22 protein-coding genes are annotated in these 24,944 nt (G+C 61.7%); 10 read left to right on the forward strand and 12 right to left on the reverse strand.

The features are described from left to right. The first annotated feature begins 269 nt into the window (after window positions 1–269). The 5 genes from CI807_RS19425 to CI807_RS19445 all read left to right on the forward strand — a co-directional run bounded on the left by CI807_RS19425 (window position 270) and on the right by CI807_RS19445 (window position 6,754). On the forward strand, window positions 270–2,783 hold the full coding sequence (locus CI807_RS19425) for a TonB-dependent receptor (protein ID WP_095015796.1): 2,514 nt from the start codon (window positions 270–272) through the stop codon (window positions 2,781–2,783). A gap of 140 nt (window positions 2,784–2,923) precedes the next feature. Beyond that, complete coding sequence (locus tag CI807_RS19430) at window positions 2,924–4,789, forward strand: phytase (RefSeq protein ID WP_095015797.1); 1,866 nt, start codon at window positions 2,924–2,926, stop codon at window positions 4,787–4,789. A gap of 46 nt (window positions 4,790–4,835) precedes the next feature. Beyond that, a complete protein-coding gene (gene tolQ, locus CI807_RS19435) occupies window positions 4,836–5,528 on the forward strand; it encodes a protein TolQ (protein WP_095015798.1) in 693 nt (230 codons plus the stop codon). A gap of 15 nt (window positions 5,529–5,543) precedes the next feature. Beyond that, complete coding sequence (gene tolR, locus CI807_RS19440) at window positions 5,544–5,990, forward strand: protein TolR (protein ID WP_095015799.1); 447 nt, start codon at window positions 5,544–5,546, stop codon at window positions 5,988–5,990. Continuing rightward, the gene (locus CI807_RS19445) at window positions 5,987–6,754 is read left to right on the forward strand and encodes a TonB family protein (RefSeq protein ID WP_095015800.1); all 768 of its coding nucleotides are present in this window, start codon (window positions 5,987–5,989) and stop codon (window positions 6,752–6,754) included. Before tolR ends, CI807_RS19445 begins: the two co-directional genes overlap by 4 nt. 7 nt (window positions 6,755–6,761) lie before the next feature. Here the strand turns inward: CI807_RS19445 and CI807_RS19450 are convergent, their stop codons facing one another. The 6 genes from CI807_RS19450 to CI807_RS19475 all read right to left on the reverse strand — a co-directional run bounded on the left by CI807_RS19450 (window position 6,762) and on the right by CI807_RS19475 (window position 13,472). Continuing rightward, entirely contained in the window at window positions 6,762–7,703 is a 942-nt protein-coding gene (locus tag CI807_RS19450) for a D-isomer specific 2-hydroxyacid dehydrogenase family protein (protein WP_095015801.1), read from the reverse strand. Further along, window positions 7,700–8,878: an acyl-CoA dehydrogenase family protein gene (locus CI807_RS19455; protein ID WP_095015802.1), complete on the reverse strand. Its 1,179-nt coding sequence runs from the start codon at window positions 8,876–8,878 to the stop codon at window positions 7,700–7,702. Before CI807_RS19455 ends, CI807_RS19450 begins: the two co-directional genes overlap by 4 nt. Then, entirely contained in the window at window positions 8,875–10,224 is a 1,350-nt protein-coding gene (locus tag CI807_RS19460; protein ID WP_095015803.1) for an LLM class flavin-dependent oxidoreductase, read from the reverse strand. Before CI807_RS19460 ends, CI807_RS19455 begins: the two co-directional genes overlap by 4 nt. 13 nt (window positions 10,225–10,237) lie before the next feature. Then, complete coding sequence (locus CI807_RS19465) at window positions 10,238–11,191, reverse strand: ABC transporter substrate-binding protein (RefSeq protein WP_095015804.1); 954 nt, start codon at window positions 11,189–11,191, stop codon at window positions 10,238–10,240. A gap of 89 nt (window positions 11,192–11,280) precedes the next feature. Beyond that, window positions 11,281–12,864: a rhodanese-related sulfurtransferase gene (locus CI807_RS19470; RefSeq protein WP_095015805.1), complete on the reverse strand. Its 1,584-nt coding sequence runs from the start codon at window positions 12,862–12,864 to the stop codon at window positions 11,281–11,283. Continuing rightward, entirely contained in the window at window positions 12,861–13,472 is a 612-nt protein-coding gene (locus CI807_RS19475; RefSeq protein ID WP_033897171.1) for a cysteine dioxygenase, read from the reverse strand. The genes CI807_RS19470 and CI807_RS19475 overlap by 4 nt, the downstream gene beginning before the upstream one ends. 217 nt (window positions 13,473–13,689) lie before the next feature. On the opposite strand from CI807_RS19475, the gene CI807_RS19480 reads away from it, so the two are divergent. Together CI807_RS19480 and CI807_RS19485 are read left to right on the forward strand one after the other, a co-directional pair. After that, window positions 13,690–14,595, forward strand: coding sequence for a LysR family transcriptional regulator (locus tag CI807_RS19480; protein WP_016980074.1), 906 nt, complete (start codon window positions 13,690–13,692; stop codon window positions 14,593–14,595). Window positions 14,596–14,702: 107 nt separating this feature from the next. Then, window positions 14,703–15,497 carry a class II aldolase/adducin family protein gene (locus CI807_RS19485; RefSeq protein WP_095015806.1) on the forward strand — a complete coding sequence of 265 codons (795 nt, stop codon included), beginning with the start codon at window positions 14,703–14,705 and terminating at the stop codon, window positions 15,495–15,497. 47 nt (window positions 15,498–15,544) lie between these two features. On the opposite strand, the gene CI807_RS19490 is transcribed toward CI807_RS19485, so the two are convergent. The 4 genes from CI807_RS19490 to CI807_RS19505 all read right to left on the reverse strand — a co-directional run bounded on the left by CI807_RS19490 (window position 15,545) and on the right by CI807_RS19505 (window position 20,433). After that, window positions 15,545–16,633, reverse strand: a complete 1,089-nt coding sequence (locus CI807_RS19490) for an LLM class flavin-dependent oxidoreductase (protein WP_095015807.1) — start codon at window positions 16,631–16,633, stop codon at window positions 15,545–15,547. A 199-nt stretch (window positions 16,634–16,832) separates the two neighbouring features. Continuing rightward, window positions 16,833–18,137: an ATP-binding protein gene (locus tag CI807_RS19495; RefSeq protein WP_095015808.1), complete on the reverse strand. Its 1,305-nt coding sequence runs from the start codon at window positions 18,135–18,137 to the stop codon at window positions 16,833–16,835. Beyond that, window positions 18,134–18,874, reverse strand: a complete 741-nt coding sequence (locus CI807_RS19500) for a response regulator (protein WP_028616631.1) — start codon at window positions 18,872–18,874, stop codon at window positions 18,134–18,136. The genes CI807_RS19495 and CI807_RS19500 overlap by 4 nt, the downstream gene beginning before the upstream one ends. A 146-nt stretch (window positions 18,875–19,020) precedes the next feature. Next, window positions 19,021–20,433, reverse strand: a complete 1,413-nt coding sequence (locus tag CI807_RS19505) for a PLP-dependent aminotransferase family protein (protein ID WP_095015809.1) — start codon at window positions 20,431–20,433, stop codon at window positions 19,021–19,023. A gap of 123 nt (window positions 20,434–20,556) precedes the next feature. Between CI807_RS19505 and CI807_RS19510 the strand changes: the two genes are divergently transcribed. From CI807_RS19510 to CI807_RS19520, 3 genes are all read left to right on the forward strand, one after another. Continuing rightward, on the forward strand, window positions 20,557–21,189 hold the full coding sequence (locus tag CI807_RS19510) for a LysE family translocator (RefSeq protein ID WP_095015810.1): 633 nt from the start codon (window positions 20,557–20,559) through the stop codon (window positions 21,187–21,189). 80 nt (window positions 21,190–21,269) lie between these two features. Beyond that, window positions 21,270–22,328 carry a diguanylate cyclase gene (locus tag CI807_RS19515; protein ID WP_095015811.1) on the forward strand — a complete coding sequence of 353 codons (1,059 nt, stop codon included), beginning with the start codon at window positions 21,270–21,272 and terminating at the stop codon, window positions 22,326–22,328. A gap of 47 nt (window positions 22,329–22,375) precedes the next feature. Next, window positions 22,376–23,605, forward strand: coding sequence for a M20/M25/M40 family metallo-hydrolase (locus CI807_RS19520; protein ID WP_028616627.1), 1,230 nt, complete (start codon window positions 22,376–22,378; stop codon window positions 23,603–23,605). Window positions 23,606–23,912: 307 nt separating this feature from the next. On the opposite strand, the gene CI807_RS19525 is transcribed toward CI807_RS19520, so the two are convergent. Beyond that, window positions 23,913–24,272 (reverse strand): hypothetical protein, encoded by a 360-nt coding sequence (locus tag CI807_RS19525; protein ID WP_095015812.1) that lies wholly within the window; start codon window positions 24,270–24,272, stop codon window positions 23,913–23,915. Further along, window positions 24,269–24,944: RHS repeat-associated core domain-containing protein (locus CI807_RS31860; RefSeq protein ID WP_256578544.1), on the reverse strand; the 676-nt coding region annotated here is incomplete at its 5' end. The genes CI807_RS19525 and CI807_RS31860, both read right to left, overlap by 4 nt.

Raw genomic sequence — 24,944 nt, forward strand, 5'->3', positions numbered from 1 at the left:
ACAAAACAAATGTGGGAGCGGGCTTGCTCGCGAATACGGTGGATCAGCCACACATGTGCTAGCTGCAATACCGCATTCGCGAGCAAGCCCGCTCCCACATTTTGATCGAGGTCATTTCAGCTCATTTGCTCGCCGGAACAAGCTAAAAACCGCGGTTTACGTGGCTTTGCGCCAACCCCTGTCACAGAACCGTCATCCCCCACCCCTAGCGTGCCCTCCCAGTTGCCGGGCCTCTTGCCTGGCGCCAATGGATTCTTGGGGAGGATTGCATGTACAAGCGCACCGGGCTCGTCGGCTTCACGCTTACTGCCTTGGCCCTGGCGATGGTCAGCGAGCGGCTTTCGGCGGCCGAAGTGGCCAACACCGAGCACGTCGAGGTGGTCGGCCAGGCGGCAGCCATTGATCAGGCGCTCAAGGAGCAACGCAGCGCCGACAGCATCAAGAGCGTGGTGCATGCCGACGGCGTGGCCCAGTTGCCGGATGAAAACGTCGCTGAGGCGGCGCAGCGCCTGCCGGGTATCAGTGTGGAGCGCGACCAGGGCGAAGGACGCTTTGTCAGCGTGCGTGGCCTGGGCCCGGACCTCAACAGCGTGACCATCAACGGCACCCTGGTGCCGGCCCCGGAAAGCGCACGCCGCGCCGTGGCCCTCGATGTGCTGCCTTCGGAGCTGGTGCAGTCGCTGTCGGTGATCAAGACCCTCACCCCGGACATGGACGCCAACTCCCTGGGCGGCACCGTTGATGTGCAGAGCCTGTCGGCCTTCGACCACAAGGGGCTGTTCTACACCGGTAGCACCGAGGCCAGCTACGACAAGAACACAAGCCAGACCAGCCCGAAATTCTCCGGTGCCGCCAGTAACCGTTTCAGCCTCGGCGACGGCATCGACAACTTCGGCGTGGCCGCTGCACTCAGCTGGCAGAAGCGTGACTTTGGCTCGGACAACGTCGAGACAGGCGGCGCGTGGGATTTCACCAACGGCGCCAAGCTCAATGAATTCGAACAGCGCGACTACGACATCAGCCGCGAACGTGCCGGTGGCGGCCTGAACTTCGACTACAAGCCCGATGACCTCAGCAGCTACTACCTGCGCACCCTCTACAGCCGCTACAAAGACACCGAGACCCGCAACTCCACCAGCCTCGAATTTGCCGACCCCCAAGCGCCCGGCGAGCTGGGCGATGCCGAGGCCAAACGCAAGCTGAAGAACCGCGAAGAGACCCAGGAGATCCAGTCCTATGTATTCGGCGGCGAGCGCATGCTCGGCCTGTGGACCCTGAGCGGCCAGGCCGGCTACAGCCAATCCAGCGAAGACAGCCCGGCGCACATCGCCGGTGCCACATTTGACGGCGGTGACTTTGCCAACAGCGGCTTCTACGACAAGGACAAACCACGCCCGATCATTGGCAGCGGCTTCTACGACGCGCGCAACTTCACCCTCGACAAGGTCGACTGGGAAAAACAGAACACCCAGGACACTGAGAAAAACCTACGCTTGGACCTGGCCCGCGACTACGACCTGAGCGGTTATGCCTCCCAGGTGAAGTTCGGCGGCAAAGTCAGCCGTCGCAACAAGGACAACGACCTGGAGGCCTGGGTCTACAAAGACTTCGACACCCTCGGCTTTACCAACGACCAACTCAACCTCAGCCAATTCCAGAAAGGCAACGTCGACTACCGCTTGGGCAACTACGGGCCGGGCATCAGCCCCAGCAGCATCAAGCACTTGATCGGTGGCCTCAACGCTGCGGACTTCTATGACGAGACCGAATCCCGGGTCAACGACTTCACCATCCGCGAAGACATCAACGCCGGCTACCTGATGAACACCATCGACATCGACGACTGGCGCTTTATTGCCGGCCTGCGTTACGAGGGCACAGAGTTCGAAGCCAAGGGCACCGGCGCCACCGATGGTGTGTTCACGCCCACCGAGACCAAGCGCCGCTATCACCACTGGTTGCCGGGCTTGCATGCGCGCTACCAGATCGACAAGAACACCCAGGTGCGTGCGGCCTGGACCAAATCCGTGGTGCGTCCGACCTTCGGTCAATTGGCGCCGGGGTTCGTGATCGACGATGACGAAGCCACCTTCGGCAACCCGGACCTCAAGCCCCTGGAATCGAGCAACCTGGACCTGGGCATCGAGCATTTCATGGGCCGCGCCGGTACGGTCTCCGCATTTGTGTTCTACAAGGACATCAAGAACTTCGTCTACAACACCGACCTGGCCGGCACCGGGGCCTGGACCAACTTTTCCGAAGCGCATACCTACGCCAACGGCGACAGCGCCAAGCTCTACGGCCTGGAACTGGCCTACTCACAGAAATTCGATTGGCTGCCGGCACCGTGGAACGGTCTGCTGGTCGGTGCCAACACCACATTCAGCCGTTCCAGTGCTGACATCGAAGGCTTCGACAGCGCCAGCGGCGCGAATCGCAAGCGCAACATCAGCCTGCCCAATCAGTCGGACACCGTCGGCAACCTGATGCTCGGTTGGGAGAACGACAAGCTCAGCCTGCGCCTGTCGGCCAACTACAAATCGGCCTACCTCTTTGAGCTGGCCTCGATCAACGACAAGGCCCACGACCTGCACGTCGACGCCCAGACCTTTGTCGATTTCAGCGCGCGCTATTCGCTGACCAAAAACCTGCAAGTCAGCTTCGAGGCCCAGAACCTTACCGATGAGTCGTACTTCGTCTACACCGGCCACCGCAGCTACAACGGCCAGTACGAGGAATACGGCCCGACCTACAAAGTGGGCCTGACCTTCACCCATTTCTAACCCACCCCCACGTTTCCACTGTAGGAGCGAGCTTGCTCGCGAAAAACGCCAGGGCACCGCGTGCATCCAGACAGCCCGCGTCATCGTTGCCGTTCTTCGCGAGCAAGCTCGCTCCTACAAGACAAGGATTTTGATTGTTCATGAGAATTTCCAAGCTCTACCTGATGATGGCGTTGGTCGCTTGCTCGCCGGTCATGGCCGCCGACCTGGCGCTGAGCCCTTGGGCGCCGAGCCTGAAGGCCGAAGCGCTGGCTTTTCTGCCAGGTCGCACTCAACGCCTGGCCGCCAGCACCCGCGACGGCCTGCAATTGCTCGACAACCAAGGTGCCGAACTGGCCCGTTTCAAAGGCAATTTCAGCAGCCTCGACACCCGCGCCGCTGGCACCCAGGTGCTGGTGGCCAGCCTCGACAACGACCGCCAGCAGGCGTTGTTGGTGAGCCTTGATGCCGCGACCAGAACCTTTGGCAAACCGCTGTACCTGCCCACCCGCGACTACCCGGTCAATGGCCTGTGCCTGTTCCGCGACGCAGCCGCCAACCTGTTTGTGTTCCTGGTGGGGGAAGAGGGCAAGGGCGAGCAATGGCTGGTGGGCAATGGTTCGACGTTGTTAAGCAACCCTCAGCGCGTGCGCGGTTTGCCGCTGCCGCCGTCGGCACAGTTCTGCCAGGTGGATGACGCGATCCAGCAGTTGCTGGTCAATGAAGAAAACGTCGGCTGGTGGGCCTACCCGGCACACCCTGAGGCGGAGGTGAAACGCACCCCGGTGGCGCTGTTCGACAACCCCAAACGTGAGGCTGGCGCCATGGCACTGGTACCGGGCGGGGTGGTGGCGCTGGATCCGAAGACCGCCCAACTGCATCTGTTCCAGCAAACCGGCGAGCGCTGGGTTGAACAGGGCAGCCTGACGCTGCCGGGCTTGAAAGAACCGGAGCAACTGAGCGTCAGCGGCCAGCACGTGCTGGTGCGGGATGACGACACCGGCAGGCTCTACCAGGGCAAACTCGACTGGACCGCAACGCCTGTGGCCGCCGAGCCGGTAGTGCCGGAAGTCGCCGCCCTGCGCCAGACCGACCCGGTCGGTCGCCAGGGGGATGCGGCGGATGACCCGGCGATCTGGATTCACCCCGAACAACCGGCCAAAAGCCGCGTGCTCGGCACCAACAAAAAGCAGGGCCTGCTGGCCTATGACCTCGACGGCAAGCTGCTGCAGGAACTGGCGGTCGGTCGCCTGAATAACGTCGATGTGCGCCCCCATTTCAAGCTCGGTGCGCACACAGTCGACCTGGCCGTGGCGAGTAATCGCGATCACAACAGCCTGAGCCTGTTCAGCATCGACCGTCAGAGCGGCGAACTGCGCGAAGCCGGTGAAGTGCCGACGCCGCTCAAGGAAATCTACGGTATCTGCCTGTTCCAGCCCGCCAGCGGCGAGATCTACGCGATCGCCAACGGCAAGGACGGCACCTTCCTGCAATACCGCCTGAGTGCGCCGGACGGCCGGGTGCAGGGCGAACTGGTGCGCCAGTTCAAAGTCGACAGCCAACCCGAGGGCTGTGTGGCCGATGATCAGCGTCAGCGCCTGTTCATCGGTGAAGAAGATGTCGGTGTCTGGGCGGTGGATGCCCGTGCCGACCAACCGGCCACACTCACCAGCGTGATCAAGGTCGGCCCGCAGTTGCATGCGGATGTCGAGGGCCTGGCGCTGTACCAGAGCAGTGAGCGCGACTACTTGGTGATCTCCAGCCAAGGCAATGACAGTTACCTGGTGCTGGACGCCGAGCCACCGTTCGCCACCCACGGCGCCTTCCGTGTCGGCCTGAATGCGGCAGCGGGGATTGATGGTGCTTCGGAAACCGACGGCCTGGAAGTCACAGCGATCAACCTCGGCGGGCCCTGGAGCAAGGGCATGTTGGTGGTGCAGGACGGCCGCAAGCGCATGCCCGAGCAGACCCAGAACTTCAAGTTCGTGCCGTGGGCCGAGGTGAGCCGCGCGTTGAAATTGCCGTAGGCGTCATCACCCGGTCATCACTTTTTAATCGAATAGGAGCTTAACCATGCACGCGACGATGGAACATATGACGATCTGGGGTTTGATCAGTGACGCCAGCCTGCTGGTCAAGGCCGTGATGGTCACGCTACTGCTGGCGTCCTTGCTCAGTTGGTACCTGATCATCCAGCGCGCCAGTGTGTTGCGCGGCCTGGAGCGCCAGTTGAAAGGTTTTGTGCTGCGCTTTCGTAGCGCTGCGGACTTGCAGCCGCTGTACCGCGACACCCTGCAGGAGGGCGAGGGCGGCATTGCGCCGATCTTTATCGCGGGGGTGCAGGAATACCAGCACCTGCAGGGCCACGATCCGGCCGTGCTGGAAGGTGTCGAGCGCGCCTTGCAGGTGGCGATCACCGAGCAGGAAATCGAGCTGGAAAAGGGCCTGCAGTTCCTGGCGACCGTGGGTTCGGTCAGCCCCTACATCGGCTTGTTCGGCACCGTGTGGGGCATCATGAATTCCTTTATCGGCTTGTCCCAAGTGCAGCAGGCCACGCTGTCCACCGTGGCGCCGGGCATTGCTGAAGCACTGATCGCCACCGCCATCGGCTTGTTTGCGGCCATCCCGGCGGTGATTGCCTACAACCGTTTCGCCGCACGTGGCCAGACTCTGCTGACCCGCTACTACGCCTTCGGCAACGAACTGCAAGTGCGCCTGCATCGCACCTTGCGCGGTACGCCGATCAACCTGGCCGTGGCCGCCTGAGCAAGGAGCAAACCGATGTTGACCAGGCCGCAACGCAAACACGGGCCCAAGGCTGAGATGAACGTGGTGCCTTACATCGACGTGATGCTGGTGCTGCTGGTGATCTTCATGGTCACCGCGCCGATGCTGACCCAAGGCGTAAAAATCGAGCTGCCCAAGGTCGCCGCCGAGGCCCTGGCCACCGACACGCGCCAGCAGATCCTCACGCTGTCGGTGAAGGCTGACGGCGGCTACTACTGGAACCTGGGCGGCGAACTCGACACCACCCACCAGACCGACAGCGCCGTGACCCTGGATGAAATGGGTGTCAAGGTCATGCAGGTGGTGGCGGCGCGCAGCGACACCCAGGTGTATATCCGCGCCGACGACAACGCGGGCTACGGCCGGGTCGTGGCGGCCATGGCGGTGTTGCAGAAGGGCGGTGTCAGCAATCTGGGGTTGGTGACCGAGGCCCCGCAATGACGGCGATGATCATGCACAGTCCGATGCTGGCGGTAGCACCTGGGGAGCCTTCCGGGTTCTGGAAAAACAGCGTGGCGGCCAGCCTCGCGGTGGCGCTGCATGTAGGCGTGTTGGCGGTGTTGATGCTGGGTGGGTCGACAGATAAGCCGCCGGTGGAAACGCCGAGGGTGATGCATACCCAGTTGGTGATGGTGCCGCCAGCGCCGACACCAGCTCCCGTGCCTGAGCCGGTGGCCGTCGCAGCGCCTGCGCCGGCGCCTGTGGTCGTTCCCGTGCCGGCGAAACCGGTGATCGATCCCCAGATCCAGGCACAAAAACTGGAAAAAGCCGCCTTGGCGCGCAAGCGGGTCGAGGAAAAGAAGCTGGAGCAGCAACAGGAGCGCCTGGCCACTGAACAGCGCAGTCGCGAGCTGGAACAGCAGCGCCTGGCCCAGGAGCGCCTCGCTGCGGAACGCGCACGCCCCGCAGCACCGGCCGCCGCGCCGGCCTTCGACAGCCGTCAGTACCAACCCTTGAGCAAAGAGGCGCCGGACTATCCGGAGCGTGCCCTGGACAAAAACATCGAAGGCGATTGTTCAGTGGAGTACACCGTCAACACCCAAGGGCGTGTAGAAAACCCCAAGGTGCTGGACGGCTGCCACCCACTGTTCATGCGGCCGTCACTGGCGGCGGCGAATACCTTTCGCTACCAGCCGAGGATCGTCGATGGAAAACCCGTGCCGGTGCCGGCAGTACGCAATACCTTCCACTACCGCATCAAGTAGACGGCGATCAATTGGCGCGGTTGTAGAGTTCGACATTGGCGATATACCGCTCCAGATTGGCCAAAAACGTCTCGGCAATTTCTTCCTTGCTGTTGGTCGAAATGGCCGAGGTATGCGGTGACAACCGCACACGCGGATGGCTGTACAACGGATGCCCGTCCGGCAAAGGCTCCGGCTCGGTCACATCCAGCGACGCCAGCCCTATCTGCCCATTGTCCAGCGCTTCCAGCAGCGCCTCCTGATCCAGCAACCCACCGCGTGCGATATTGATCAGGTGCAACCCCGGCTTGGCGCTGCCCAGCACGTCACGGTTGATGAGCTGCCGCGTGGACTCGGTCAGCGGTGCTGCCACCACCAGGTGATCGGCGCGGGCGAACAGGTCGTGGATGTCCTTGGCGGCGTCCACGCCCGCGCTGAACGGCGCCTGGCTTTGGCGCAGCGCTACGACCTTGATCCCCAGGGCCAGGGCTTTTTGTGCCAGGCGTTCGCCGATCGCACCAAAGCCCAGGATGCCCAATGTGGTGCCCTTCAGCGGGCGCAACGCGGTGAAATTCCACTGCGAATCCTTTACCCAGATGTCCGGCAAATGCTTGGCGGCGGCAAAGATCGCGGCCAAGGCAAACTCGGCCAGGTTGTCAGCGGCACTGCCACGGGAGGTGGTCACCGGCGGGCCGTTGAACAGCCATTGCGGGTAGAAATCGATGCCCGACGACACCAGGTGCACCCATTGCGCGCCGTACGGCCAACCCGGTGGCGGCGTGTCCGGCGCGGTGTAACCGCGCACATTGATCGGGCGCAGCAGCAGGATATTCGCCTGGGGCGGCAGGTCGCTCGGTACGCCAACGGGCACGCCGATCACCTGGGCTTGGGGATAGATGTTTGTCAGGCGCTCGCGAATCACTTCATTGAAATCTTCGTCCAGCTGGCTGGCGATAATCACCTGACTCATGTGCGTTCCTTCTGGCGTTGGGCGAAGACGGCTTTGCCGACGCCCTGCAATACGGCGTCGTTCTGCGGGGTATGTACGCGGCTGCACAGCACGTCGCGGTAATGCCTTTGCAGTGGATTATGGCGCGACAGGCCGGGGTTGCCCGAGGCTTCGATGGCCAGCTCCACGGCGCGAATCGCATTGTGGGTCACCAGGTACTTCAACTGCGCCGCATTGGCGGCGGGGGTGTGGCCTTCTGCGGCAGCATCAAGCAGGCTGCGGTTGGCGAACAGCAGGGTGTCGATATGGCCGACGGTTTCCTGGAAGCGCGGCAAGGTCGACAGCGCAGCGCCGAGGTTGGACGGCGCGCGTTTTTCCAGCCAGTTCACCAGCCAGTCCCGCGCAGCCTGGGCCACGGCGTCGTATACCGAGGACAACAACACCGACATCCACAGGAAACCTTCGCCATCCAGCTCCGGCGACGGCGCGCTCCACGGGCTGACGCTGACGGCGTGGTCCAGTGGCACCAGCACGTTGTCGAGCACCACTTCATGGCTGCAGGTAGCGCGCATGCCCAGGTGGTCCCAGGTGTCGATGATGGTCACGCCGGGACTGTCCTTGGGCACCAGCCAGGCGCCTACGAGTGGGTCGGCATCGTCACTGCGTCCCCACACGCTGAACCAGCTCAGGCCGTGGCTGCCGGTGGAGTAGATCTTGCGGCCGCTGATGCGCCAACCCTCGGCGGTGCGCACCGCAGTGGTCGCCGGCAGCCCGCCACGGGCCGGGGTGCCGAGGTCGGGTTCGACGCGCAGGGCGTTGATCAGGGCGCCGTTGCGCACGGCGTCTTCGGCCACTTGGGTGCGCAGGTGGGCGGGCCAGGTCTTGCTGTCTTGCAGGCGTGTGTGTTGCAGGTACTGCATCACCAAGATCAGCGCGGTAGACGGTTCGCCCTTGGCAATCGCACTGATGGCCTTGCGCGCCTGGGGCAGGCTCGCGCCGCCGCCACCCAGCGCCTTGGGCACGGTGAGGGCGACCAAGCCATGTTGGTGCAGCAACTGGAAGTTGGCATGGGGGAAGGCGCCGCTTTCGTCATAGACGTGTGCGGTGCTGGCCAGCTCGGTGGTGAGGCGTTCGAGCAGGGCGTCGAAATGGGCGACTTCCACGGAGCGTAGGGAAGGGTGCGAGGATTGACTCATGCCAGCGCCTGCTGCTGCTCTTCAACCTCGGCGGCGACGCTGTAGCGGTTGGCCGGCACCGCCAGGCCCAGGTTGTCGCGCAGGGTCTGGCCGCTGTAGTCGGTGCGGAACAGGCCGCGTTGCTGCAACACCGGCACCACCAGCTCGGTGAAATACTGCAAGCCATCCGGCAGGACCGAATTGATGATGAAACCATCGCTGGCGCCGGTTTCGAACCAGGTCTGGATCGTATCAGCGACCTGCTCCGGGGTGCCGACAAAATCGCGTTTGGGGCGCGAGAAGCGCAGGGCCACTTCACGCAATGTCAGGCCTTCGTCCTTGGCCAGTTGCTTGATGCGGTCGGAACCGCCTTTCTGGCTGTTGGAACCCAGGTCACCGAGCTCCGGGAACGGCGCGTCCAGCGGGTATTGGCTGAAGTCGTGGTCGTTGAATGGGCGGCCGAGGGCGACGATCGCGTCTTCCACGGTGACCAGGTCCACGGCCTGCTGGTAGCGGCTTTCCACTTCGGCCTGGTCGCGGCCGACAATTGGGCGGATACCCGGCAGGATCGACAGGCTGTTGGCGTCGCGGCCAAAGCCTTTGGCGCGGCGCTTCAGGTCTTGGGCATAGGCCAGGCCTTCCTCGATGCTGTCCACATGCACAAAGATCGCGTCGGAGTTTTCGGCGGCGAAGTTGCGTCCGTCTTCGGAGGTGCCCGCCTGGAAAATCACTGGCTGGCCCTGACGCGAACGCGCGATGTTCAGAGGGCCTTTCACCGAGAAGAACTCGCCCTTGTGGTTCAGCGCATGCAGCTTGCTCGGGGTGAAAAATTCGCCGGATTGCTTGTTGTAGGCAAAGGCGTCGTCTTCCCAGGAGTCCCACAGGCCCTTGACCGCGTTCACGTGTTCCTTGGCGATGCGGTAGCGCACGGCGTGGGGCGGATGCTCGGCCTTGCCGAAGTTGTCGGCGGTGCCGCTCAACCATGAGGTGACCACGTTCCAGCCGGCACGGCCGCCGCTGATATGGTCCAGGGACGAGAACTGGCGCGCCACCTGGTAGGGCTCGGTGTAGCTGACGGTCACGGTCGCCACCAGGCCGATGTGGGTGGTGATTGCTGCGAGCGCCGACAAGATGGTCAGCGGCTCGAAACGGTTGAGGTAATGCGGGCTGGATTTGGCGTGGATATGCAGGCTGTCGGCGATGAACACGAAGTCGAACTTGGCGGCTTCGGCCAGTTCTGTCTGCTGTTTGTAGAAACCAAAGCTGGTGCTGGCATTGGGTTGGGCGTTCGGGTGGCGCCATTCGCCCCAGCCGTGACCGACACCGTGGACCATTGCACCCAATTTTAAATGGCGTGGCTTGCTCATGTTCTGCTCCTAATTAGCGCGAGGCTTGGGAAAGGGGGACACGCTTGGCGTTGAAGCTCTTGTCGAAGCCTTGTGACACGTCGATGTGCTTGAGCAACAGGCCTTCTTTTTGGTAGGTGTCGGCGGTCGCTTGCAGGCCGCTGATGACCGCGTCGTCGATGGCGACCGGCGTCAGGTGGGTGTCCTTGGCGACTTCCACATGCACTTCCAGCGGCAGGCCGGTGATCTTGGCCTGGGCGGCCGCGTATTCATTGGGGTGCACGTTGGCCCAGGCATAGGCGCGGTCGAGGCGGGCGACAAAGTCATCCAGTTGCGGGCGCTTGTCGGCGATGGCTTGGCTGGTGGCCGCGAGGTACAGGTGATTGCTCAACAGCTTGTTGCCGCTGATCAGCACGCGGGCCTGGCTTTGTGAGGTGACCACGGTGGTGTACGGGTCCCAGGTGGCCCAGGCGTCGGCGGTGCCGTTGTCCAGCACCAGGCGCGACTCGCTCGGCAGCAGGAAAATGAATTGCACGTCCTGGGAGGTCAGCCCGGCGGTGGCCAGGGCCTTGATCGCCAGGTAATGGCCGATGGAGCCACGCCCGGTGACGATTTTCTTGCCCTTGAGGTCGGCGACGGTCTTGATCGGTGAGTCCTTGGGCACCACCAGGGCGGTGGTGTTACGCCCTTCGGCGTGAATGATGCTGACCACCTTGAGCGACGCACCGGCCCCCAGGGCGAACACGTAGGGCGCGTCACCGAGGGCGCCGATGTCTACGGCCCCGGCGTTCAAGGCTTCACCCAGGGGCGAGGCCGACGGGAACTCCGACCAGCGGATTTGGTAGGGCACGTTTTTCGATTCGCCGGAGGCTTCCAGCAGCGCCTTGATGGTGGATTTCTGATTGGCCACGCGCAGCGGTTGCAGGTCGGCGGCGTGGGTGATGCCCGATAGTAGAGCGATCAGCAGGAGGGGCAGCGTCAGACGCATAAGAGAGGCTCCAGGCTAAGGGTTAGGTTGCAGTCGCCTCCGCCTGGAGAAGGGGTCGGCTGTTGGAAAGGCCCGGCAAGGGCATACCGTCAGATCACATAGAAACCATGGGTGCCGTCACGCGCCAGTTGGTCGACCAGTCCGAATTCCCAGTCCAGATAGGCCTGCATGGCTTCCTTGGGGTTGTCGGTGCCTTCGTACGGGCGGCGGTAGCGGTCGATGCGCGGTGAGGCCAAGTGAGTTTCACCTTCTTCCAGCGGCAGTTGCGCGTTGATCCAGCCGGCGGTGCCGTCCTGTAACAGGAACACCTGCTTGCCGGTGATGGCTTCGACTTCCGCCACCGCCAGGCGCGCCAGTTGGCTGCTGCCGCAGGTCAGCACGTAGCGTTGGGCGGTGGGCACCTTGGCCAGGGCCTGGGGCAGTTGTGCGCGCAGCGCCCACCAGGCACCGGGGATGTGACGTTTCACGTAGTTGGCGCTGGCGGTGAAGTCCAGTACCACGGTGTCGCCATGGCCGAGCCAGTCGACGAGGGTGTGTGGGCTGATCAGTTCGGCTTGGGCGGGCGTCGGGACTGGCGCGATCCAGGCGCCTTTCTCGCTGAAGTGCGTGGGTTGCAGGTTATCCAGTACGTAAACTTCCCAACCCAGCTGTGCCAGCCAGGAGGCGGACATGTTGGCGCGCACGCCGTCGTCATCCGCGAGTACCAGCCGCGCGCCGCGCACACTGGCGACGTGGTCGGTTTCCTGCACCAACTGGCCGCCCGGTGTGGAGCGTGCGCCGGGCAGGTGGCCGGCTTCGAATTCTTCCGGCGTGCGCACGTCGAACAGGTAGGTGGTACGCGTCTCTTCCTGCTGCCAGGCCTGCAGATCGACCAGGGTGGCGCGGCCTACGCGAGCCTTGTCGGCAACCTGGCGCGCATCGGCGGCGGCGACCTGGCGATGTTCTTCCGAGGTCGGCGCAAAGCGGCGTGACTGGCCGTGGACGAGTGTCTGTCCGGCCAGGGTCCAGCCGATGGTGCCGTTGCGCAGCGCCGACACCGGGTTGGCCACGCCGGCATTGATCAGTGACTGGGTGCCGATAATGCTGCGGGTGCGCCCGGCGCAGTTGACGATGATGCGGGTGGCCGGGTCCGGCGCCAGCTCGCGGGCGCGCAACACCAACTCGGCACCGGGCACGCTGATGCTGGTGGGAATGCTCATGGTCTGGTATTCGTCGAAACGCCGCGCATCAAGCACCACCACATCAGCCTGGCTGTCGAGCAGGGCCTGTACTTCTTCGGCGGCCAGTGACGGTGTGTGCCGCTCGCTTTCCACCAGTTCACCAAACGCCTTGCTCGGCACGTTCACATCGATGAACAGCTCGCCACCGGCCTTGCGCCAACCGTCCAGTCCACCTTCAAGCAGGCTGACCTGGGTGTAGCCCAACGCAACCAGGCGCTGGGCAGCACGGGCCGCCAGGCCTTCGCCGTTGTCGTAGACGGTAACCTGGGTATCGCGTCGTGGAATACGTGAATACACCTCCAGTTCCAGTTTGGACAGCGGTATGTTCGCGGCGAACAGCGGGTGGGATTCGGCAAACGGCGCCTCTTCGCGCACGTCGATCAGGGCGACTTCGTGATGGTCCAACAGGGCCTGGCGAAGCTGGGCAAAGCTGCGGGTGGATGCGGTGGTCATAGGGCAGGGCTCTTTTCTTTGGACAAATCCCAGATATTCGGGAGGAAGGCGTTGGAATAACCGGAGATAAACAGTTTTTCGCTGCCGTCGGGCTGGTACACCGCGCGGCGCACCGCACCGATATTGGCGCCGTACACGTGGATGCTGATGGACACTTGGTCGCTGTGGGCATTGCTGACTTGGTGGATGTCACCGACCTTGGGCGACACGGCTTCAACCTGGCCCGGCACCAACTGGATCGGTTTGCCTTCAGCCACCAGGCGGCCATCCGGCGCGCGCTCGAAGCCTTGGGAAAATTCGGCACCGCGCAGCATGCCGATCAGGCCCCATACGCGGTGATCATGAATCGGCGTGCTTTGGCCCGGCCCCCACACAAAACTGACGATGCTGAAGCGCTGGCGCGAGTCGGCATGCAGCAGAAATTGCTGATAGCGCTCGGGATCGGGCTGGGCGAACGCATCGGGGAGCCAGTCATCATGGCTGACCAGTTGCGCCAGCAGTTTGCCGCCCCGGTGCAACAGGTCGCCTTCGCGTGGATTGCCGTCGATCAATTCCGCCAGGGCGCCGATGAAGGCTCTGAGTCTTTCGGGGTGCTTGGCCTGGGTCATGACAATTCCATGGTGTGGTCGCTGGTGATGGGTTTATCTAAGCATAATGTTTATAGTTAATATGCTATTTTTTAATGATTAGCTTATAGCTGAAGGTAATTTAGAACCGGTCTGAATAGCGTTAGACGTTATCGATCACAGCACGGGCTATCCAGATAGCTTTCCTGCAACTATGCTTCGCACACATCTTAATGACTGTTCTCTATGTGCGGCCCAAATGAAAATTGACGATATCGATGCCTTTGTCGAAGTGATTCGTTGCCAGTCCATCAGCCATGCCGCCGAGTCGTTGCAACTGACCCAGCCGGCCATCACCCGCCGTGTGCAGAACTTCGAGCAGGCGCTGGGTGTGGAGCTGTTCGACCGTAATACCAAACCCCTCAAGCCTACGCTGATCGGTACCCGCGTCTACGAGCAGTGCCGGCTGATCCTGCGCGAGATGGATGCCCTGCGTGAACTGGTGGCCACCGACGCACCGCCCACCGGCGTGCTGCGCCTGGGGGTGCCGCAGACCATCGGTGATGTGGTGCTGCTGGATGCGCTCAAGCACCTGCGCACCGAATACCCGGACCTGCGTGCCCAAGTCGCCACGGGCTGGGGCAGCCAATTGGTCGGCAAGATCGAGCGCGGCGAGTTGGATGCGGCGGCGGCGCTGTTCCCGGCGGGCAAGATCTTTCCGGACAACATCATCGGCGAGTCCATCGGTAAGATGGAACTGGTGGTAGTCTGCGCCAAGGCTCAGTTGCCGAAGAAGCCCTGCAAGCTGGCGGATGTGTACCAGAACGGTTGGATTCTCAACCCGGACGGCTGCGGCTTCCGCGCGGGTTTGCAGCGGACCCTGTCCGATCAGGGCCTGGCATTGCGGGTAAACCTGGAGACGTTTGGCACTGAGCTGCAATTGGGCTTGGTGGCGGATGGCCTCGGCCTTGGCCTGGTGCCCCGCCCGTTGCTGGAGCGCAGCGCGCACCGTGAGCAACTGGCGGTGATGCCGCTCAAGGACTTCAAGCCGGTGATGGACCTGTGGCTGATCTATCCGCACTTCCTGGGTAACCTGCAGGGGCCGGTGGATGCGTTTGGCAAGTGGGTCGCGGCCTCGTTGCACAAGATCAAGGATGCAGCTTGATATGAAAAAAAATAATAATTAGCTTAGATTAAAATGTGCTTTTTATTATTTTTTTGCATCACCTAGGCTTGCCTGGTAGTCCTTAAGGCCATCCAGGAAGTTTTGCCATGAGCAGCGTCACCTCGATTTCCAGCGTTTCCACCAATGTTCGCCAGCGCGTCACTCCGGAAGAGTGGGAAGTGCGCGTCAAACTGGCCGCCGCCTATCGCCTGGCGGCCTTGTACAAGTGGACCGACCACATCTACACCCACTTCTCCGCCCGTGTACCGGGCCCGGACGAGCATTTCCTGATCAATGCCTTTGGGTTGTTGTTCGATGAAATCAGCGCGTCCAACCTGGTCAAGGTCGACCTCGATGGCACCATCGTCGACGACCCTACCGGCCTTGGCATCAACTACGCCGGCTATGTGATCCACAGCGCCATCCACGGTGCGCGCCACGACCTGCAAGCGGTGCTGCACACCCACACCCGCGACGGTATCGCGGTGTCGGCGCAAAAAGACGGCCTGCTGCCGATTTCACAGCACTCCATTGGTTTCTCCGGGCGGGTGGCGTACCACGGGTATGAAGGCGTCGCCCTGGACCTGGACGAGCGCGAGCGCCTGGTCGCGGATTTGGGTGACAAGAGTGTGATGATCCTGCGTAACCATGGGTTGTTGACCGCAGGCGTCAGTGTTGAGCATGCGTTTCAGCAACTGCAGCAGTTGGAGCGTGCGTGCAACATCCAGGTCGCGGCGCAGGCGGCGGGGAATGCGCAATTGATTTTCCCGCCGAAGGAGGTGGTGGAGAAGGTCGAGCAGCAGGCGAAGGTGTTTGCCAGTGGGGAAGGTCCGGGTGTGGCGCGGCATTGGAATGCGTTGATCCGGCAGTTGGAGCGCAGTGATACCGACTACAAGAACTGACACAGACCTTTGTAGGAGCCGGCAAGCCGGCTCCTACAATTGGTGTATCAGGCGACTTTTTCGGAGGCTTGGCGTTCGCGTTCAGCGATCAACTGGCGAGTGAGGGGAATCAGGCGCTTGCCATAGTCGATGGCATCATTCAACGGATCAAACCCACGGATCAGGAACGTGGTGATCCCCAGGTCGTAGTAATCCACCAGTGCTTCCGCGACTTGCTCCGCCGTGCCTACCAGCGAGGTGGAGTTACCCTGTGCACCGAGCAATCCCGCAATCCCGGTCCACAAACGCTTATCCAGACGCGATCCCTGCGCCGCCGCCGCGAGCAGCCGGCGCGAGCCTTCATTCGGCGGTTCACGCCGCACAAAACCATTTTTTTCGGCCAGATCGGTGGCCTGCTGCAAGATGCGCTCGGCCCGTGCCCACGCCAGCTCTTCGGTCTCGGCAAGGATCGGCCGCAACGACAAACTGAAGCGAATCGTACGCCCATGCTTGGCTGCTTCGGCGCGCACCTGGGTCACGATCTCGCGCACTTGCTCGTAAGTTTCGCCCCACAGCGCATACACATCGGCGTGCTTGCCTGCCACTTCGATCGCGGCTTTGGACGAACCACCAAAATACAGCGGGATGTGCGGCTGTTGCGGCGATTTCACCGTGGAGTGCGCACCTTCGACCTGATAATAGGTGCCCTTGAAGTCAAAAGGCTGTTCGCTGGTCCATTCCTGGCGCACCACGCTCAGGTATTCATCGGTGCGGGCGTAGCGTTCGTCCTTGCCGATATGGCTGCCGTCGGCGCGCAGTTCGCGGTCGTCGCCGCCGGTGATGATATGCACGGCCGTGCGCCCGCCGTTGAACACATCCAGGGTCGTGAACTGGCGCGCAGCCAAGGTGGGCTGGGCGAAGCCGGGGCGATGGGCGATGAGGAACTGCAGTTTCTTGGTTACGCTGGCGGCGTGGGACGCGATCAGTGTGCTGTCCGGGCTGTTGGAGTGGAAGGCCACCAGTGCGCGGTCGAAGCCGGCTTCTTCGTGGGCGCGGGCCACGGTCTCGACATAGTCGGGTTGCAGGGTGGGGCCGCTGCGCGGGTGGATTTCGGAAGCGTGATGGCCGCCAATATAGCCGATGAATTCGATGCTCATGGTCTGTCCTTGTGTCGTGCGTGAGTGACACCTCCACCGGGCAGGGGGTCGGTTATTCGCCTCCAAGGTAGGGGGCGGAGCCAGGACTGTAAAATGCCGATTGGTTCTAACCTAATTATTAAAATATTGAATCATGAGTTAAGCGATATATCAGGAATTTGCATTGGGAGCGCGCGCCGATAGCGGCGGTCTCTGGGGCTTAAAGCCCCAGGCGTATCTCGGCACACAACCCACCTTGTGGTCGATTGCTCAGGGTCAGCGAACCGCCTATCGCCACGGCCAGTTGTTGTGCAATCGCCAACCCCAGTCCGGTGCCGCCGGTGCCCCGATTGCGTGAACTTTCGACGCGGTAGAATGGCTGCATCACCTGAACCAGTTCGTCTTCGGCAATCCCCGGGCCACGATCCAATACCTTGATCGACAATTCCCCGTTCGCCGTCGAGCCCACTTCCAATTCGGCACTGCCTGCAAACTTCAACGCGTTGTCCACCAGATTCACCAGCACCCGGCGCAAGGCGTGGGGGCGTGTGTCGAACACCACGGCGCTTTTACCCGTGAGGCTGACCTGTTTGTGCATGTCCTGGTAGTCGAATACCAGGCTGTCAAGGAACGCATCGAGGTTGATTCGGTGGCTGGTTTCGGTCGCGCCGTGGACGCTGCGCGCATAGGCCACGCCTTCGCGCACCAGGTGTTCCATTTCGCCCAAGTCGCTCCAGAGTTTGTCGCGTTCGGCGCAATCTTCCATGAACTCGGCGCGCAGTTTCATGCGGGTGATCGGGGTTTGCAGGTCATGGGAAATCGCCGCCAGGATCTGCATGCGTTCCTTGAGGTACTCGGCGATGCGTTTTTGCATCTCGTTGAACGCGGCCGCAGCGTGGGCGACTTCGGTGGGACCTTTTTCGTCCAGCGGCGTGGGGTGAGCGTTGGGGTCGAGGGTTTCCACGGCACGCGCCAGGCGGGTCAGTGGGCGGATGGCCAGGCGCACGGCGATCCAGGTGCAACCCAGCAACAGTGCCAGTTGTAACACCAGCACCACCGGCAGCCAGTAGGCGACGGGTAGGGCGGTGGGGCGTACGTCGATCGTGATCGGGCTGCCATCGGCCAGGGTCAGGTGCGCCTGGAAGTGTTTCTGCATGCCAGGGATGTCGCGGAAGGTCAGCGCGTAGTGTTCGCCCAGCGCGTCTGCGATGGAGGTGGCGGCCATGGGCACATCATCGCTGCTCATCGGTTCGCCGGTCTCGCCGGCGTTCAGCAGGTAGCGGTAGTTCTGACGGTCCAGGCGCGGCAACCAGCTGGCCCGTTCGTTGGCCGGCAGCCGGTCGAGGATGGCCACCGAGGTGGACACATCGTTTTCCAGGTTGCCCAGCATGGCAGTGCGCGCACTGATGTAGCGCTCATAGAACTGCGCACTGAAGGACAAACCATGGGCACACAGCAGGCTGATCAGGAAGATCAGCGACAGTTGCGACGCCAGGGTGCGCGGCCAGCGAAACCTTAGACTCATTGCTCGGCCCCGAGGATTTCCACCGGCAGCGAGAACACATAGCCCTCGCTGCGCACGGTCTTGATGTAGGCCGGTTCGCGGGCATCATCCAGCAGGCGTTGGCGCAGGCGACTCACCAGCAGGTCGATGGAGCGGTCGAACAGGTCGGCATCGCGGCCTTGGGTCAGGTTGAGCAACTGGTCGCGGTTGAGCACGCGTTGGGGGTGGTCGAGGAACACCCGCAGCAGGCGATATTCGGCACCGCTCAAGGCCACCAGGGTGTCGTCTTCGTCAAGCAGGTGGCGGGCGGTGGTGTCCAGGCGCCAGCGGCCGAAGCGGATCAACCGTCCGGTTTCGCTGACCACCAGGTTCGGCGGCAGCATCCGTGTGCGGCGCAACACGGCGTTGATGCGTGCCAGCAGCTCACGGGCGGCGAAAGGTTTGACCAGATAGTCATCGGCGCCCATTTCCAGGCCGATGATGCGGTCGGTTTCATCGTTGCGCGCGGTGAGCATCAGCACCGGCGTGGCCTTGTGTTTGCCCACCCGTAGTTCGCGGCACAGCTGCAGGCCGTCGTCACCGGGCATCATGATGTCCAGCACGATCAGGTCCACGGGAGTGGTGTCGAGGAAGCTGCGCATCTGGCGGCCGTCGGCGACCACGGTGGTGCGCATGCCGTTTTTCTTCAGGTAGTTGCCTACCAGTTCGCGGATCTCCCGGTCGTCATCGACGATCAGAATGTGATCGACATGATCCATGCTGCCTTCCTCGTTAAATACTCATTGGGGCGCAGTCTAGCCATTGGCGACGCCCTTGCCTTGTACCCTTTGTATTGCAGTGTATCTGGCGATAAGGAGATACACGACGATGCAAAATGGCGGGTGCGACAGGCTATGTTCATCAGTCAAAGGGTGTGCGAAGCCTTGCCCAGCAGCGTTTCGAACAACCGCTGGACCTTTGCCTCATCACTGTGGGCCACGTTGAAACGCATCGAATCACGTTGCGCCGGGTCGTACCCAAACAGCGCGCCGGGCGCCAGCACCATGCCCTGTTTTAATGCCGCCTGGGCCAACAGCTCGCCGTTGACCCCAGGCGGCAGGCGCGCCCAGATAAACATCCCGCCTTCGTAACCCATCGGCAGTTCACAGCCGCAACGCTTGAGCCATTGCTCCACGCGTCCACCGGCTTCCATCAAGCGCTGCACCATGCGCTTGCGGTGCTTGGCGTAGCTGCCTTCGCTGAGCATGCGGTACACGACTTGCTCGAACAGTTCGGACGTCACACCGCCGCTCATCAGCTTCATGTTGGTGAGGTTGGCCGCCAGTTGCGGCGCGGCTACCACGAAGCTGACGCGGGCGTTGGCGCTGAGGATCTTGGAAAAACCCGACAGGTAGGTGACCTGGTCCAGGCCGGCGAGGGCGGCCAGGCGCGGTGGCGGGTTGGGGTGCAGGTCGCCGTAGAGGTCGTCCTCGATGATATGGCAGTGGTACTGCTGGGTCAGTTGCAGCAGGCGGAACGCCTGGCCGGGGCTGAAGGAGTGGCCGGTGGGGTTGTGCAGCACGCTGGTGGTCAGGTACAGGCGGGGGCGATGCTCGGCCAGCAGGTGTTCGAGGGCCGTGAAGTCAAAACCGTCGGGGCGCCGCGGGATCGTCACCACCTTGACCCCGTGCAGGGCCAGGTTGGCGTGGAAGTTGAAATAGCACGGTGCATCGAGCAGGACCGTATCGCCGGGACGTGCCAGCAGGCGCATCAGCATGTCCAGGCCTTGCACGGTGTTGGGGGTGGTGATGATCTGTTCCACCGACACCGACAGGCCCTCGCCGTGCAGCTTCTGTTGCAGGGCCTGGCGCAACGGTAGCAACCCGGGCGGTGTGCCCAGGCTGGCGATGCGCAGTGAGGGTGCCCGCACCACGCTGCGCAAGGTCTGGCGCAGGGCTTCGCTGTCCAGCCAGGTTTCCGGCAGGTGGCCGCCGCCAGGGCGCAGGTCGCCGTTGGCCGCGGCCAGGGGGCGGCGCAGTACGCTGAGCAGGTCTTGAGGCAGCAGGTCCACCCAGTTCGCGGCGGGCGGACGCACGGTCTCCTTCGCCACGAAGTAACCACGGCCCTGGCGGGAGGTGAGCAGGTTGCGGCCGCGCAGGCGGTCGAGGGCTTCATTGAGGGTGAACTTGCTCACGCCCAGGGTCTCGGTCAGTGCGCGCACCGAGGGCAATTTGCTGCCGGGCGCCCATTCGCCGTTTTCGATGGCCTGGCTGAACGCCTCGACGATCTGTTGCACCTTGGGGGTGCCTTCTACAAAGGAGATGGCCGATACGAACACGTGACTTCCTTATCTTTGCTGGTGATTTTACCGGTAAAGTCAGGGCGGATTAGGCATTACTTTACCTGCCTTGCGCAATGCTAGCTGCCTAGACTGCGGGCTCCATCCCCCAGGTCCCCGGCCATGACAAGTGCGTTAACCCTTTCCTCGTTCCTGTATTTCCTGCTGTTTTGCGCCACCATGACCTTCAGCCCCGGCCCCATGACCCTGCTGCTGTTGAGCCTGGGCGTGCGTGACGGGCTGCGCCGTTCGATCCCGGCACAAATCGGCGCCAGTGTGGCGTACCTGATTTCGATCCTGATCTTTGCCGTGGGCTTTTCCGAGTTGATCAAGGGCTATCCGGTGATCACCCAGGTTATCCAGGTGGTCGGCGTGGCGTACATCCTGCACCTCGCGTACAAGCAGTGGACCAGCAGCGGCGTGGTGATCGAACGGATCGGCCACGTGGAAGCGGCGCGCAACCTGTTCGGCAAGGGCTTGCTGACCGGTTTTTCCAACCCCAAGACCCTCATCATGTTCAGCGCGGTATTCCCGCAGTTTGCCGGGGCCGGGGAGAGCAGTTCGACGGTGGATATTGCCATCCTCGGGCTGACATTCCTGTTGCTGCAATTCGCCAGCGGCTGCCTGTATTGCTACTTCGGCCAGCGCATCAAGCACGTGCTGGAAAACCCCAAGCGCCGGGTGTTGTTGCAGCGGATCACGGCCCTGTTGCTGTTAGGCGTAGCCCTGATGCTGGCGCGGGGCTTTGCCCACTGAGGAGTGAGCTTATGAGCGGTAGTGGCGATCTGCCGTTGCCCTGTTAGACTCCAGGCATTCCTCCAGGATCTCACCCCACCATGTCAGCTGCAGAAGGCACCGGACTTCCGCTCGCTTCACGGCTGTACAAATCCCGCACCCTCGGGCTGACGCTCGGTTTTGTGTGCGTAGTGTTCGGAATGTATCCCCTGGAACCCGCGTGGTGGGTGTGGGCCTGGATGGTGATCAACGCCTTTGCCTGGCCGCATGTGGCCTTTCAGTTGACGCTGCGCAGCGTCAACGCCTTGCGCAGTGAACGACGCAACCTGTTGTTCGATTCCTTTTGCGGTGGGTTCTGGGTCGGTGCGATGCACTTCAACCCGCTGCCCAGCGTCACCACCCTGTCGATGATGACGATGAACAACGTGGCCATCGGCGGTCCGCGCTTCATGCTGGCGGGCTGGGTGGCGCAGGCGCTGGGTATTGGCACTGCGTTGCTGATCTTTGCCCCGGCATTTATCGCCGTCACCTCTCAGGCACAGCTCTACGCCTGCCTGCCGATTCTGATGCTTTATCCGCTGGCATTGGGCTGGATATGCTACCGCCAGGCGGTGACGCTCGCGCGGCACAAACGTGAGTTGCTGGCGCTGAGCCGCACGGACAGCCTGTCCGGCCTGCTCAACCACGGTGCCTGGAAAGACCACCTGGAAATCGAATTCCAGCGCTGCCGCCGAGGACCTGCCGGCGCCGCCATCGCGCTGATCGACATCGACCACTTCAAGACCATCAACGACACCTACGGCCATGTCACCGGCGATATCGTCCTGCGCCAGCTCAGCAAAGTGCTGCGTCAGAACCTGCGCGCCACCGACCTGGCCGGGCGTTACGGTGGCGACGAGTTCTGCGTGATCCTGCCGGACATGCCGCTCAACCGCGCCACCGAAGTGATGGACGCCCTGCGCGACCGTTTCAACGCCCTGGCCTACGCCCAGGACCCGACCTTGCGCGCCAGCTTGAGCATCGGCCTGGCGCCGTATCAACCGAGCCATGCGGATTCGACAAGCTGGCTGAACGATGCCGACCAGGCGTTGTACGAGGCCAAGAGCAGCGGGCGCAACCGCGTCAGTTCGGTACAGGGGAGTTGGTTGCGATCGATCTAGTGGAGTAGGGTGTGGCGGCACCTTTCAACAAAAACAAGGATCGGTTCATGCTCTTCACCTTCCCCCGTACTCTCCTGGCCGCGACCCTGGCCCTGTCCTTCGCCCTGCCGGCCTACAGCGCCGAACCCCATAAACAGATCCAGGCGCAATCCGAACAGTACAAGGCCGAGGCCCTGAAACTGCTGGAGCGCCTGGTGAATATCGACTCGGGCTCAGGCTATGAGCCGGGCCTGACCCAAGTGCGCGACATTGCCGTGGATGAGCTGAAACAGCTGGGTTTCTCTATCGAGCTGGTGCCGGATAAAGCGGCCAACAACAGCCACGTGGTCGCCACCCTCAAGGGCACCGGCAAAGCCAAGATCCTGCTGATGGCCCACATGGACACAGTGTTCAAGGAAGGCTCGGCTGCCGAGCGTCCGTTCCATATCAAGGACGGTCGCGCCTACGGCCCCGGCGTGATGGATGACAAGGGCGGCATCGTCGCTGGCATCTATGCGCTCAAAGTCCTCAAGGACCAGGGCTTCAAGGACTACGCGCAGATCACCTTCCTGCTCGACGCCAGCGAGGAAACCGGCTCCGACGCCGCCTCCGACCTCATCCGCAAAACCGCCAAGGGCCACGACGTGACCCTCAACCTCGAACCCGGCCGCCCCGCCGACGGCCTCGTGGTGTGGCGCAAAGGCAGCGCCACCGCCGTGGTCGAAGTCAAAGGCAAAGCCGCCCACGCCGGTGTGGCCCCGGAACTTGGCCGTAATGCCGCCATGGAGGCCGCGCACCAGATTCTGCAACTGGGCAAGCTAGGGGATGAGGAGAAGAAAACCACCATCAACTTTACGGTGATCAAGGCGGGGGATCGTACCAACGTCATTCCTGACCAGGCCACTGCGAAGGCCGACGTGCGTGCGGCATTGCCGGAAGAGTTTGATCGCATCGAGAAAGACTTGGCGCGGGTCTCGGCAAACAAGCTCATCCCGGAGACCGAAGTGAAGACCAGCCTGCAGCGTGGGTTGCCACCGATGCCGCAAACACCGGAATCGGACAAGTTGGTCGCGATTGCCCAGGGGATTTATGCGGAGTTGGGTAAGACGCTGACCATCGAAGGCAGCGGCGGGGCGGCGGATGCGAGTCTGTCGGCTGGGGTTGGGACGCCAACGTTGGATGGGTTTGGGATTGTTGGCGGGAATATTCATACGCCGGAGGAATATGCGGAGGTGGAGAGTGTGGTGCCGCGGGTTTATTTGCTGAGTCGGATGATTATGGAGTTGTCGAAGCGGTGATTATTTTGGGGGGCACTCATTTTGCTGGTGAGGCCCCTTTCATCTGGTCGAGTATTTCCTGCGGTGAGAAGGCTGTGAAAAGCAGGCTTCTGTGGCGAGCAGGCTTGCCCTGCGTTGGGCTGCGCAGCAGCCCCAGAACAGGCGATGCCGATCCACCTGAAAACCCCATTGTCTGGAGTGGGGCCGCTGCGCGGCCCAGCGCGAGCAAGCTCGCTCGCCACAGGGGTGGTGTTATCAAGTTGGCTGGTCTTCGAGGATGGCTATTTAAGGTAGTGCAATTCATTTTTTTCGTTTATTTGACCATTTTTTATTCGTACGATTCGGTCTCGTTGCGGTAACTCTTGAGACGTTCAAGCAGTACTGCCATGAACGCTCTTTTGTTAGTTATGTCGTCTTCGAAGTATGTATCAAATAGATAAAAGACAGATTCGAAATCCTCGTCTTTCGACAGGTAGTGTTCAATGGTTTCTATGAACCATATTTGCTCATCCTCTGTATATGAGAGAAATTCTGGCTTGGTTAAAATATCGAATAGTTCTGAAAGTTCAGTCTCGTTATTTACATTTTTTGAAGCTATAATTTCTTCTCTTTCTAGGTTTTTGGTGTTTTCTGTGCTGTAAGTAAATAAAAATCCTTGCAGTATCGTGAGGGTTGGTTTTTTTTTCATCTGTCGAACTCCGTATAAGCTGTGATTGGTTTTCCATTTCTATCTAAATGTACAACTGCTTTGGTTTGTTTTCCATATTCTAATCCGTCTCTCTTATATCCTTCGCCGATAACTTTTTTCATGTCCATCGGTCTCGGAGTTTGCGCTCGGCCATTGAGCTTGAATATTAGAATAGCTCGCTCAATTGCATTGAATTGATCTCTATGACTAAGAAAGTGTGTGGCAGCACTTGGTGGTCTTGGTGTGCCTGCTCTTCTTCCTCTGTCAAAGGTCTCGATTTCGCCGGTAGTCGGATTTCTAGCCGTTGTTATGCGTTCAAATTGGGACTCCAATGAGGTTTGAGCTCCATGTTTTTCCAAAAAGTGTGCTCCTGGAATTGATGTCTCAAGCTCCGATAATCGCCGATGAATGTTTGACTCAGCCAGCTCATCAATTCTTGCCTGACGCTTAGTACGCGTCAGTTGCGGTAAAGCAGGCTCTCCATCATTGACGCTTGACGAAGAGCGTTGAGAAATGGCGCCTTGCTTGCAACCATCTTCGCTAGGACATGAGCTCAACCCTAACGGATCCACCCATCCCGTAGGATTGGGCACGTACTGGTACGCATGGATCCCACCCGCCAGCTTCACCGGGTCCGGTGTCAGGTAGCGACCAATATCCGGATTGTAGTAG

Origin of the sequence: Pseudomonas sp. NS1(2017), from assembly GCF_002269425.1 — a bacterium.
Lineage (GTDB): Bacteria > Pseudomonadota > Gammaproteobacteria > Pseudomonadales > Pseudomonadaceae > Aquipseudomonas > Aquipseudomonas reactans.